The sequence below is a fragment of the Janthinobacterium sp. FW305-128 genome, assembly GCF_020858135.1.
Lineage (GTDB): Bacteria > Pseudomonadota > Gammaproteobacteria > Burkholderiales > Burkholderiaceae_D > Janthinobacterium.
Genome location: NZ_JACYMK010000023.1, coordinates 1 through 12,169, shown reverse-complemented (window position 1 = coordinate 12,169; position 12,169 = coordinate 1). Strand labels below are relative to the sequence as shown.

The following is a 12,169-nucleotide window of genomic DNA, read 5'->3' as shown; positions in this document are numbered from 1 at the left end:
GAAAATATGATTTACCTGGCCATGGGTTCGTTGCTGCTGCGTCGACTAAATTTCCGCTAAGTTATTAAACCGTTTCTAAGCTACGCTTTTCAAGGCGTCGCGGTAGCGCCGGCTGACGGGCACTTCGCCGCCCGTGGACAGCACGGCGCGCGCGTCGCCCGATTCCAGCGGTATGATGGCCTGCACGAAATCCAGATTGACGATATAGCTGCGGTGCACGCGCACAAAGCGCTTGCCATCGAGGCGGCGCTCAATGGCGGCCATGGTCGAACGCAGCGGATAATCGTGCCCGCGCACATGCAGGTTCACATAGTTGCCCCAAGCTTGTATCCATTCGATCTCAAGAGCAGGCAACAGAAAATCCTTGCCCAGCTTGCGCACCAGGAAACGTTCCGGCTGCTGCACCGGTTCCACGGCGGGTCCTTCATCGGGCTCGCCCAGCAAGGTCGCCTCGCCTTGCCAGCGCATCAGCAGCAACTGGTAAAAGCCCACCGCCAGCAGGACGAGGAAGTAAGCACGCACATCTTTCAGGTATTCATACGGCAACTCGCGCCACCAATGACCGAAATCGTAAGCGCTGCCGGCGCTCCAGTACGCCAGCTTGCGCAAGGCCACCATGGCCGCCACGTGCGCCAGGCTGTAGGCGACCGACGCGGCCAGGTGCCAGCGCAGGTTCTGGCGCTGGAACACCAGGTGCAGCGGCCGGTACTGTCCCGCCAGCACGACCACGGGCACCAGCGCCAGCAGCACCAGATTGCTGCTCCACTCCCACACGGCCACTTCCCAGAATGGCGTATTGACGCCAGCGCGCTGCAGGTCCAGCCAGACCAGCCAGCTGTTGACGCTGGCCTGCAGCGGATACAGCACGATCCAGAATCCCGGCTCGGCCACGCGGCGCCAGCGTTGATAACGTTGCAACAGGTCAGTGGAAGCGATGTGCATGGTTTGGGGGCTTGAATGAGTTACATGATTGTAAGGTCCCACACCCGTCCCAGGCGATCCATTCGTCCCAGCCAGCCGTCCGCTGGTCCCATTTCGCTGGCACGCTGCCCCGTCGCTGCCTATGCTGTGGTTTCCTTCACCACTCGCCCACGATCATGACCATAGCCTCCCGCCGTCACGATATCGACGCCTTGCGCTTTCTCGTCTTCAGCCTGCTGATTGTCTATCACACTGCCCTGCTGTACATGGATGGATGGCACTTTCACATGCACAGCAGCTACGCCACCGATGCCTTGAACATGCCGCTGATCTTCCTCAACCGCTGGCGCATGGAAATCGTCTTCCTCATCTCCGGCGTCTCGTGCGCCATGATGACGCAGGCTTCGCGCGGCGCCTTCCTATGGCGCAGGACCAAGCGGCTGCTGCCGCCGCTGCTGTTCGGCATGGCCGTCATCATTCCCATCCAGCCGTATTGCGAAGGGGTCAGCAAGGGCCTGGTCGAGCCTGGATATGGGCAGTTCCTGCTGCATTACTTTGGCGGCCATGCCTGGCCGGCAGGCGCCTTCGATGGCTGGCAATATGGCTTTACCTGGAACCACCTGTGGTATCTCGTGTACTTGCTGCTGTACATCATCGTACTGGTGGCGCTGCAACCGCTGCTGACGGCGCTGCGCCCCCGGTTCCAGCGCTTGCGCGGCTGGCATCTGCTCGTCCTGCCTGCCCTGCCACCCTTGGCGGCCATGGTCTTCCTCAAAATGCGCTATCCGGAAACCCATGCGCTGGTGCGCGACTGGTATGCGCACGCCATGTATTTCACGCTGTTCCTGTATGGCTGGTGGCTGGGCAATGACAAGGGATTGTGGGCGGAACTGGCGCGCTTGCGCTGGCATACGCTGTGGCTGGGCCTGGGCGCGTTTGCCGTGTATATGTTTTTCGACCAGATATATTCGGAGAACCTGCTGACCTGGGCCGCGTTCGGCTCCTGGCCCATGCGCAATCTATACATGTGGCTGGCCATCTGCGCCATCCTGGGCTGGTCGCACACCTTGCTGAATAAACCGTTTGCCTGGCTGCCATGGGCGCGCCAGGCCGTGTTTCCCTGGTACATATTGCACCAGAGCGCGATTATCCTGCTGGCTTACTGGCTGGTGCCGTTAAAACTGGGTCCCGTGCTGGAACCGCTGCTGATACTGGCTGGCACGGTGGCGACTTGCTGGTTGGCAACGTCGCTGCTGATCAGCAAAGTGCACTGGCTGCGCCCCTGTTTCGGCCTGCCCGCCAGGCCACGGCAAGCCGTAGCGGCGGACACGGCCTTGGCGGCGAATTAAGCTACTTTCTTTTCGTCGCGCAATTGACGGCGCAATATCTTGCCGACATTCGTCTTCGGCAATTCATCGCGGAACTCGATGTATTTCGGTTTCTTGTAGGCCGTCAATTCATGTTTGCAATGCTCGCGGATCTGTTCCACCGTCAGGTTCGGGTCCTTGCGCACAACAAACACTTTCACGGCTTCGCCCGCGTTGGCGTCCGGCACGCCGATGCAGGCGCATTCGAGCACACCAGGGCAGGACGCGACCACGTCTTCCACCTCGTTCGGATACACATTGAAGCCGGAGACGATGATCATGTCTTTCTTGCGGTCGACAATCTTCACATAGCCACGCTCGTCCATGACGCCCACGTCGCCCGTCTTGAAGTAGCCGTCGGCCGTCATCGACTTGGCCGTCTCGTCCGGACGCTGCCAATATCCCGCCATCACTTGCGGGCCGCGCACGGCGATTTCGCCGGGCTCGCCCAGCGGCACTTCCACGCCATCGTCATTCAGAATCGCCACTTCCGTCGACGGGAAAGGCAAGCCGATGGTGCCCGTAAATTCCGTGATGTCGACGCGGTTGCCCGTCACCACGGGTGATGTTTCCGACATGCCATAGCCTTCGATCAGCGGGCAGCCCGTCAGTTTCAGCCAGCGTTCCGCCACGTTGCGTTGCAAGGCCATGCCGCCGCCGTTGCACACTTTGTAGCTGGAGAAATCGAGCTTGGCAAAGTCCGCATTGTTCAGCAGCGCGTTGTACAGGGTATTGACGGCCGGGAAGACGACGATCTTGTGCTTGCTCAATTCCTTGACGAAACCAGGGATGTCGCGCGGGTTGGGAATCAGCACGTTCAAGCCGCCCACGCGCATGCCCATCAGGGCGCTAACCGTCAGCGAATAGATGTGATACAGGGGCAAGGCGCACATGAATCCCATCGAGGTGGCGCGCATTTCCTTGGTCATCACGGGCGCCATCCACGCCTCGTTTTGCAATACGTTGGCAATCACGTTACGGTGCAACAGCATCGCGCCTTTTGAGACGCCCGTCGTGCCGCCCGTGTATTGCAGGAAGACGATATCGTCATGCCCCTGCTGCACCGGCGTCAGGCTCAAGCGTGCCCCCTCGGCCAGCATCTTGTTGAAACTGATGGCGTTCGGCAAGGAAAACGCAGGCACCATTTTCTTGATCTTGCGCACGACGAAGTTGACGATGGTGCCCTTCAAGCCGCCCAGCAAGTCGCCCATGGTGGCGACGATCACATGCTTGACTTGGGTATGCGGCAACACCTGTTCGACCGTCGTGGCGAAGTTTTCCAGCACGATGATCGCTTCGCTGCCCGAATCGACCAGCTGGTGCTGCAGTTCGCGCGGCGTGTACAGCGGATTGACGTTCACCACCGTGTAGCCGGCGCGCAGGATCGCCGCCATGGCGACCGGATATTGCAGTACGTTCGGCAGCATGATCGCCACGCGCGCGCCCCGTTGCAGCCCCTTGCTTTGCAGCCAGGCGCCCATCTGCAGCGACAACTGGTCGAGCTCGCGGTAGGTCAGGAATTTATCCATGCACACGAAAGCATTGCGGTCCGCATATTTCTGGAACGACTCTTCCAGCAAATGCGTGACGGAACGGTATTGCGTGCAATCAATCTCTGCGGGCACGCTGTCCGGGTACGACTTCAACCAAATCTTGTCCATCTCGCCTCATCTTTATCTGTAAAAGGGATGCGCCTCCTGGCGCATCCACACTGTTTATGCTGCTATCTTCGTTTCATCGCGCAAGGCGCGACGCAAAATCTTGCCGACGTTGGTCTTCGGCAGTTCATCGCGGAATTCGATGTATTTCGGCCGCTTGTAGCCCGTGAACTGCTCCTTGCAATACGCGGCCAGCACGGCCTGGGTCAGGTTCGGGTCCTTGCGCACGACAAATACTTTCACGGCTTCGCCCGAGTGTTCATCGGGCACGCCCACGCACGCGCATTCGAGCACGCCCGGATGGGCCGCGATGACGGCTTCGACTTCGTTCGGATACACATTGAAGCCGGAGACGAGAATCATGTCTTTCTTGCGATCCACGATCTTCACGTAGCCGCGCTCGTCCATGATGCCCACGTCGCCCGATTTAAAATAGCCGTCCGGTGTCATGACCTTGGCCGTCTCATCGGGACGGTTCCAGTAGCCGCTCATCACTTGCGGGCCACGGATGGCGATCTCGCCCGTCTGGCCCAGCGGCACTTCCTTTCCGTCATCGTCGAGGATGGCGATATCGGTCGATGGCACGGGCAAGCCGATGGTGCCGGAAAACGCCGTGCTGTCGGCACGGTTGCAGGTGGCGACGGGCGACGTTTCGGACAAGCCGTAGCCTTCGATGATGGACACGCCCGTCACCTGCAGCCACTTGTCGTTGACGGCTTGCTGCACCGCCATGCCGCCGCCATTGGCGATCTTCAAGCCCGAGAAATCGAGCTTGGCGAAATCGGGGTGATTGACCAGCGCGTTATACAGCGTATTGACCGCCGGCAACAAATTGAACTTGTATTTGCCCAGTTCCTTGATCAGGCCCGGGATATCGCGCGGATTCGGGATCAGGATATTCAGGGCGCCCACGCGCGTGCCCCACATGGCGCAGGCCGTCAGGGCAAAGATATGGTACAGCGGCAAGGCGCAGACGACGATCATCTGTTCCTTGCTGTTCTGGTCGAGCGCCGCGCCCGACCACGCTTCGCTTTGCAGCACATTGGCGATCACATTGCGGTGGCTCAAGGTCGCGCCTTTCGACACGCCCGTCGTGCCGCCCGTATATTGCAGGAAAGCGGGATCGTTGATGCTCAGCTCGACGGGCGTGAGCTTCATGCGGCTGCCCAGCGCCAGCGCTTGCTTGAAACGCATGGCGTTCGGCAAGGAATACGCAGGCACCATTTTCTTGACGTTGCGCACGACAAAATTGACGATCATGCCCTTCAAGCCACCGAGCATTTCGCCCATGCTGGCGACGACGATGTGCTTGACGGCCGTCTTGCTCAATACTTGCTCGACCGTATGGGCAAAATTTTCCAGCACGATGATCGCTTCGCTGCCCGAATCGTTGAGCTGGTGCTCAAGTTCGCGCGGCGTATATAAAGGGTTGACGTTGACCACCGTGTAGCCGGCGCGCAGGACGGCCGCGATCGCGACCGGATACTGGAGCACGTTCGGCATCATCAGGGCCACCCTGGCCCCCTTCTTCAGCCCACGGCTTTGCAGAAAGGCCCCCAGCTGGCGCGAATAGGTATCGAGTTCGGCATAGGTGAGAAATTTGTCCATGCAGACATAGGCATTACGATCCGCATATTTTTGAAACGCTTCTTCCAGCAAATGCACCAGCGAACGATATTGATCAGGATCGATGTCGGCGGGGACGCCGGGAGGATACGACTTCAGCCAAATTTTTTCCATCCTGTGCCTCTTGTCTCGAATAATCGTGGGGGAGCCGGCGCATCTTGCCGACGCGGATCATCGCTGCGGATTCTGTCGTCCAGCAGTCAGTTTGAGCATTCTGACGAGCAATTGCTCTATGCTACTAATGCGATGCTATCGGGCGCCGCGCTTCCATGCAAGCGCTTTCAACAGTATTCGAGCAGCAACTCTAAGGCCTTTTTATGCTGCATTGCAGCACGATAAATACGCTGTTACCGAATCGCTTGCCTCGGCGTACTGGACAATCTTTACGGGTCAGGGGCTGGACAATTGTTCCAGCGCATGCCTGCGCTCGGGCTTCTTGAGCTGGGCCATTGTGTGCACTGCAGCATAAAAAGCACGAAAGTTCTTTTTTTCTTCCAGCAATTTTTTGAAGGCAGGCAAAAATTCATTGTAGGTAGACACCGAAGCCAGGTGCGCATTGCTCAATGGCTGCTCGAACCAGCGGTCGTAACCGGCAAAACCGCCCCAGTTTTGCTTGAGCACCTGATACGCGTCTTTCAATGCTGCAAACACCTGCGCCTTGCGCGCGCGCTTCTCCGCATCGCTGGCGTCGCTCGCATACACGGCGTCCAGTTCCCCCCGGTATGTCAGCAGCAGGGCCAGAAAATCCTGGCGCCGCGCCGCATACTGGGCGTACGACGCGCGCATCGCGTCATTGCCCTCGCGCGCCAGCCAGCGCTGCACGCCCGCCTCTTCCACGGCGCTGGCAAACGATTCGTTGAAGGCCGAATCGCCGGGCACATACACCACCTGGTGCGCCAGTTCATGGAAGATCAGGCGCGCCAGTTCCGCATCGTTGTAGTTGATAAAGGTCGACAGCAGGGGATCGTCGAACCAGCCCAGGGTGGAATACGCGGGCACGCCGCCCACCTGCACGTCGTAATGCTGGGCGCGCAGCTCGTCGGCATACGCGAGCGCCTCATCCTTGCTGTAATAGCCGCGGTAACTGACGCAGCCGGCGATGGGAAAACACCATTGCAGCGGCTGCAGCGACAATTCCGGCGTGGCCACCACGTTCCACAGCACGAACGGGCGCCGCAGGGCGGCGTAATTCTTGTAGCTGCCATTGTCCGGCAAATCCAGTTCGCTGACGGCAAAGCGGCGGATCTGCTGCGCCTTGGCCAGGCGCACTTTCAGGCGCGGTTCGGTGGCCGGGTCATCGAGCCAGTCACCGATGGGGCGCGCGCCGGACCACAGCGCATATTGCCCCTGCGCCGCCTGCGTGTAGTAGCGCAGCTGCGTGCAGCCGCCCAGCGGCAGGCACAGCATGCCGACAAGCAGCCGGGCCGGCCAGCGGGCCATGTCAGGCAACCTTTTCCACTTCGACCAGCGTGTCATAAAAGGTGGGCGCGCGGCCCATGTCCGTCAGGCGCTGGCTCGTCACTTCATTGGCGTTCTTGCCGTCGCTGGCGAGCTTTTTCCACCACACGGACAAGCCCACCACCAGGCCACGTCTCGCCTTGTCCGTGACCCTGGCCTTGGCGACAAAGCTGCCGCGGTCATTGAAGATGCGCACCATGTCGCCGGCCGCGATGCCGCGCGCGGCACAATCGTCCGGATGGATATCGAGGTGCGGCTCGCCCTCGGCCGCGCGCAGGCTTTTCACGTTCACAAAAGTGGAATTGAGGAAGTTGCGCGCCGGCGGCGAAATCATGGCCAGCGGGAAGCGCGCCGCCAGCGCGGGATTGCTCGCTGGCGATTCATGCGGCGCGATATAGGTCGGCAAGGGATCGAGTCCCGCCTGCGCCATGGCGCTGGAATACAACTCGCACTTGCCCGATGGCGTGGGGAAACCACCTTCGGCAAAGGGCGCCTCGGGCATGGCCAGCTTTTGCCAGCCCGTGCGTTTCAGCGATTCCCAGTCGAAATGCACGGCACGGGCATCCGTCGCATCGAAGGCCTTGGCCGCCAGCGCATCGTCGCTTTCCTGGAAGCACGGGTCATCAAAGCCCATGTATTGGGCCAGCAGGCGGAAGATTTCCGTATTCGCCTTCGCTTCGCCCAGCGGCGCCACGGCCGCATTGTTCGCCATCATGTACAAATGGCCGTAGGTGGAATGCGCATCGACATGTTCCAGCTGCGTGGTGGCGGGCAGCACGATGTCGGCGTAATCGACGGTATCGGTCTGGAAGTGCTCGAGCACGACCGTAAACAAATCTTCGCGGGCAAAACCCTGCGCCACTTTCGACGAATCGGGCGCCACGGCCAGCGGATTCGAGTTGTAGACGATCACGGCCTCGACTTGCGGGCCGAACTCGGCGGAACTTTCTTTCAATAAATCGTCGCCGATAGTGCTCATGTTGATGGTGCGCGGCGTGCCTTTCAATAAGTCGGGGCGCTGCAAGGCCTTGCGGTTGACGGGGAAGGAACCCGAGCTCGACAGCTGCATGCCGCCGGCCGGATGGCGCCAGGCACCCGTCAGGGCCGGCAGGCAGGCGATATTGCGCACGGCCATGCCGCCACCATGCACGCGCTGCACGCCATAGTTGGCACGGATGGCGGCGCCCTCGCCGGAACGGCAAGCCTGGCCATACAGGCGCGCCAGTTCCACCACTTCCGTGGCCGTGATGCCGCACACCTCGGCCGCGCGCTCGGGCGGCCACGCCAAAGCGCGCTGTTTCAAGGCATCGTAGCCGAGCGTGTAGCGTTCGATGTAGTCATGGTCGACCAGATCTTCGGTGATCAAGACATGCATCAAACCTAGCGCCAGGGCCGCATCGGTGCCCGGCAGCAAAGCGATATGCTGATGGCATTTTTCTGCCGTCAGCGAACGGTAAGGGTCGATGGCGATCAGGGTGGCGCCGTTGCGCTTGGCCTCTTGCGCGCGCATCCAGAAGTGCAGGTTCGAGGCGATGGGATTGCCGCCCCAGATGATGATCAATTTGGCGTTCTGGAACTGCTCCAGGTCCGTGCCGATGCTGGCGCCCACCGTGTAGCGGTAGCCCGTGGCGCCGGCCGACGCGCAGATGGTGCGGTCCAGCAGGGAAGCGCCGAGCTGGTTGAAGAAGCGCGAAGACATCGATTCGCCCTGCACCAGGCCCATGGTGCCGCAGTAGCTGTACGGCAAGATCGCCTGCGGATCGCGCGCGGCGATCGGTTTCAATCGGGCGGCGATGGTCTGCAGTGCCTCTTCCCAGCTGATGCGCTCGAACTTGCCTTCCCCCTTCTTGCCCACGCGGCGCAGCGGATGCAGCAGCCGGTCCGCATGGTAGGTGCGTTCCGTGAAGCGCGATACCTTGGTGCACAGCACGCCAGCCGTGGTCGGGTGGTCGGGATCGCCCTTGACGGCGGTGGCCACCCCATCGGTCACGGTGACCAGCAAGGCGCAGGTATCGGGGCAATCGAGCGGGCAGGCGGCGCGCACTTGGGTGGTGGTCATCGGGTAATCCAAAAACGTTGGGGGAAGGCGATACTGTAAACCATTCCGCGCGCTTGCTGTTGGCGTCAGGGCAAGCTGGTCCGTGCGCTGGATTTACCCCGCAAACAAGGGCTACAATGCACTATTAGCCGCGTCTGTTTTTGATCAAACAAGCGCGGTCCGGCGCGCCATACATTGCTGCGTGCCAGCATCCACAGGAGAGTCCCATGAAACTAGTTGATCCGATCTTGGCGTTTCAATCCGAACTGCAAGGTATCCGCCGCGACCTGCATGCGCACCCCGAGCTGTGCTACGAAGAACAGCGCACCTCGGACGTGGTCGCCGCCAAACTGACGGAATGGGGCATTCCCGTGGTGCGCGGCCTGGGCCGCACTGGTGTGGTCGGCATCATCAAAAATGGTACCTCGACACGCGCCATCGGCCTGCGCGCCGATATGGATGCCTTGCCCATGCAGGAAATGAATACCTTCGAGCATGCCTCGCGCCACCCGGGCAAGATGCACGCCTGCGGCCACGACGGCCACACGGCCATGCTGCTGGGGGCGGCCCATTACCTGGCGCAACACCGCAACTTCGACGGCACCGTCTACCTCGTCTTCCAGCCGGCGGAAGAAGGCGGTGCCGGCGCGCGCGAAATGATAGCAGACGGCTTGTTTACCCGCTTTCCCATGGATGCCATCTACGGCATGCACAACTGGCCAGGCGCGGAAACGGGCACCCTGAGCGTGGTGGAAGGCCCGATGATGGCGTCGAGCAATGAATTCCACGTCACCGTCAAAGGCAAGGGCGCGCATGCGGCCCAGCCCCACAAGGGCATCGACCCCGTCATGGTGGCCGTGCAGATCGCGCAAAGCTGGCAAACCGTCATCACGCGCAACAAGAGTCCGCTAGACACGGCCGTGCTGTCGATCACGCAAATCCATGCGGGCAGCGCCACCAACGTGATTCCCGATGACGCGAGCCTGGTCGGCACCGTGCGCACCTTCACCACGCCCGTGCTGGACCTGATCGAAGAGCGCATGCGCGACATCGCCGTGCACACGGCCGCCGCATTTGGCGCGGAAGTCGATTTCCACTTCAAGCGCAACTATCCGCCGCTGGTCAACCATGCGAAGGAAACGGCGTTTGCCGTCGACGTGATGAAAAGCGTGGTGGGCGCGGACAAGGTCAACGCGCATGTCGAACCAACGATGGGCGCGGAAGATTTCGCCTTTTTCCTGCAGGAAAAGGCTGGCTGCTACATCTTCATCGGCAATGGCGATGGCGAGCACCGCGATGGCGGCCACGGCCTGGGTCCGTGCGTCTTGCACAACGGCAGCTACGACTTCAACGACAATCTGCTGCCGATCGGCGCCAGTTTCTGGGTCAAGCTGGCCGAAGCGAGCCTGCCCATCGTTTGATTCAACTCAGCTTATCCGGGCCGCCGCCCAGGCGCTGGCCCGGATTCAACGCTTCCAGGGCCAGCAAGGCCGCCGCATGGTCGGCCGTCGGGTGGCTGGTGGCGAGGGTTTCATAGCGCTGCGTCACCAGTTGCGTCACCGGCAAGGTGACGTGGGCCGCCTCGGCCGCCGCGAGGATGTTGTGCATATCCTTGATCTGGCTCTTCACCTGGCCACCGGCAACAAAGTTGCGCTCCAGCATGCGCTGGCCATGCACCTCCAAAATCTTGCTCTCGGCAAAACCGCCGCGAATAGCGGCGCGTACGGCGCTCGCATCGGCGCCGGCCGCCTGGGCCAGCAGCAAGGCTTCCGCCACGATAGTCAATGTCGCGCCGACGATCAGCTGATTGCACAGCTTGGCCACCTGGCCACTGCCGGGCGGGCCCACCAGAGTCGGGCGCCCCATGGCCGCTAGAATCGATTCAACCCGCGCGTAATCGCTGGCGCTGGCGCCGGCCATGATAGCCAAGGTACCCGCCTGCGCTCCGCCGACGCCGCCCGACACGGGCGCATCGATGAAGCCATGGCCAGCGGCGTGCAGAGTGGCATGGAATTGCTGGGCTTCTGATTGTCTGGTGGAGCTCATGTCGATCCAGATCGCGCCAGTTGCCAGGGCCGGCAGCGCTTCTTGCAACACCTGCGCCACGATGGGGCCGGCTTCCAGCATCGAGATGACCACGTCCGCACCATTGACCGCCTCAGCCACGGAAACGGCCGGCTGCGCCCCTGCCGCACGCAGGACTTCGGCCTTGCTGTGCGTGCGATTCCAAATTGTGACAGAATATCCAGCGCGTAGCAGGCACCGGACCATCGGATCCCCCATCAGACCGATACCAAGAAATGCGATTTTTGTAGAGAATGTCAATTGAACCCCTGAGATCAACAAGTGGCGAGAGCGGCATGCAAAGCAAGGTGCCTGTACAAACAAGACAAGCCTAACGGCCAATTTTACGATGAAAGCCTCTATGTTCTTCAAGAAGAATCTCCTCAAATCCATCGCCGCCGTCACCGCGCTGATGGCGGCCAACGCCGGCTTTGCCGCCGACGACAAACTGATCGACTCCGTCTACGGCGAATATGCCAAGGGCGTCAAAGTACAGATGTTGCGTGCTGGCGTGACCTCGAACTGGGATAAGGCCTGGTTTGTATCGAATGGCACGCAGCTGAGCGGTTACTGGGATGCCAGCATCGGCGGTTGGGATGGCAAGAGCTATCGCAACGTCCCTGGCCAGCATCAAAAACTGTGGGACCTGGGCTTTACTCCTGTCTTCCGCTTTGAAAACACGAATAAACTGGGCTTCTACGCGGAAGGCGGCATTGGCGTGCACATGCTGTCCAAGCTGTACGATAACGACGATAACCGCCTGTCGACCCACTTCCAGTTCGGCGACCATATCGGCATCGGGTATGTCTTCAATAACAAATGGGAAGTCGCTGCGAAAATCCAGCATTTCTCGAACGGCGGCTACAAGAAACCGAACAGCGGCGTCAATTACATGAACGTCAAAGTCGCTTATCACTTTTAATTGGTTTGATAAATGACAAAGGCAGCGCGCAGCGCTGCCTTTTTTTCGTCTGTTGCATTGGCAGCTGATGAACAGCCGGGGTCAGACCCTCCATGCCGCAAACTCAGGGGCTTGT

9 protein-coding genes are annotated in these 12,169 nt (G+C 60.7%); 3 read left to right on the top strand and 6 right to left on the bottom strand.

Features of this window, described 5'->3' with window-relative positions; genetic code table 11:
- Positions 1 to 75 precede the first annotated feature (75 nt).
- Positions 76 to 942: a LytTR family DNA-binding domain-containing protein gene (locus IGS60_RS28040; protein ID WP_230506882.1), complete on the bottom strand. Its 867-nt coding sequence runs from the start codon at positions 940 to 942 to the stop codon at positions 76 to 78.
- A 155-nt stretch (positions 943 to 1,097) separates the two neighbouring features.
- Here IGS60_RS28040 and IGS60_RS28035 point away from each other — a divergent pair, with 155 nt between their 5' ends.
- Positions 1,098 to 2,270, top strand: coding sequence for an acyltransferase family protein (locus tag IGS60_RS28035; RefSeq protein ID WP_230506881.1), 1,173 nt, complete (start codon positions 1,098 to 1,100; stop codon positions 2,268 to 2,270).
- Here IGS60_RS28035 and IGS60_RS28030 read toward each other — a convergent pair.
- The 4 genes from IGS60_RS28030 to IGS60_RS28015 form a co-directional block, all read right to left on the bottom strand.
- Positions 2,267 to 3,949 carry a long-chain fatty acid--CoA ligase gene (locus IGS60_RS28030; protein ID WP_121670647.1) on the bottom strand — a complete coding sequence of 561 codons (1,683 nt, stop codon included), beginning with the start codon at positions 3,947 to 3,949 and terminating at the stop codon, positions 2,267 to 2,269. The genes IGS60_RS28035 and IGS60_RS28030 overlap by 4 nt on opposite strands.
- Before the next feature lie 54 nt (positions 3,950 to 4,003).
- Positions 4,004 to 5,686 (bottom strand): long-chain fatty acid--CoA ligase, encoded by a 1,683-nt coding sequence (locus IGS60_RS28025; protein ID WP_070220716.1) that lies wholly within the window; start codon positions 5,684 to 5,686, stop codon positions 4,004 to 4,006.
- A gap of 276 nt (positions 5,687 to 5,962) precedes the next feature.
- The gene (locus tag IGS60_RS28020; RefSeq protein WP_230506880.1) at positions 5,963 to 7,012 is read right to left on the bottom strand and encodes an aminopeptidase; all 1,050 of its coding nucleotides are present in this window, start codon (positions 7,010 to 7,012) and stop codon (positions 5,963 to 5,965) included.
- 1 nt (position 7,013) lies between these two features.
- Positions 7,014 to 9,089 carry a molybdopterin-dependent oxidoreductase gene (locus IGS60_RS28015; protein WP_230506879.1) on the bottom strand — a complete coding sequence of 692 codons (2,076 nt, stop codon included), beginning with the start codon at positions 9,087 to 9,089 and terminating at the stop codon, positions 7,014 to 7,016.
- Between the two features lie 206 nt (positions 9,090 to 9,295).
- On the opposite strand from IGS60_RS28015, the gene IGS60_RS28010 reads away from it, so the two are divergent.
- Positions 9,296 to 10,489, top strand: coding sequence for a M20 aminoacylase family protein (locus IGS60_RS28010; protein WP_230506878.1), 1,194 nt, complete (start codon positions 9,296 to 9,298; stop codon positions 10,487 to 10,489).
- Position 10,490: 1 nt separating this feature from the next.
- Here the strand turns inward: IGS60_RS28010 and IGS60_RS28005 are convergent, their stop codons facing one another.
- Entirely contained in the window at positions 10,491 to 11,375 is an 885-nt protein-coding gene (locus IGS60_RS28005; protein WP_368858628.1) for an NAD(P)-dependent oxidoreductase, read from the bottom strand.
- Between the two features lie 106 nt (positions 11,376 to 11,481).
- On the opposite strand from IGS60_RS28005, the gene IGS60_RS28000 reads away from it, so the two are divergent.
- A complete protein-coding gene (locus IGS60_RS28000) occupies positions 11,482 to 12,054 on the top strand; it encodes an acyloxyacyl hydrolase (protein WP_227742064.1) in 573 nt (190 codons plus the stop codon).
- Positions 12,055 to 12,169 lie beyond the last annotated feature (115 nt).

What these genes read in the sequence shown, in the direction of transcription:
- IGS60_RS28040 (WP_230506882.1), bottom strand. Translation starts at nt 942, where the DNA reads ATGCACATCGCTTCCACTGACCTGTTGCAACGTTATCAACGCTGGCGC.
- IGS60_RS28035 (WP_230506881.1), top strand. Translation starts at nt 1,098, where the DNA reads ATGACCATAGCCTCCCGCCGTCACGATATCGACGCCTTGCGCTTTCTC.
- IGS60_RS28030 (WP_121670647.1), bottom strand. Translation starts at nt 3,949, where the DNA reads ATGGACAAGATTTGGTTGAAGTCGTACCCGGACAGCGTGCCCGCAGAG.
- IGS60_RS28025 (WP_070220716.1), bottom strand. Translation starts at nt 5,686, where the DNA reads ATGGAAAAAATTTGGCTGAAGTCGTATCCTCCCGGCGTCCCCGCCGAC.
- IGS60_RS28020 (WP_230506880.1), bottom strand. Translation starts at nt 7,012, where the DNA reads ATGGCCCGCTGGCCGGCCCGGCTGCTTGTCGGCATGCTGTGCCTGCCG.
- IGS60_RS28015 (WP_230506879.1), bottom strand. Translation starts at nt 9,089, where the DNA reads ATGACCACCACCCAAGTGCGCGCCGCCTGCCCGCTCGATTGCCCCGAT.
- IGS60_RS28010 (WP_230506878.1), top strand. Translation starts at nt 9,296, where the DNA reads ATGAAACTAGTTGATCCGATCTTGGCGTTTCAATCCGAACTGCAAGGT.
- IGS60_RS28000 (WP_227742064.1), top strand. Translation starts at nt 11,482, where the DNA reads ATGAAAGCCTCTATGTTCTTCAAGAAGAATCTCCTCAAATCCATCGCC.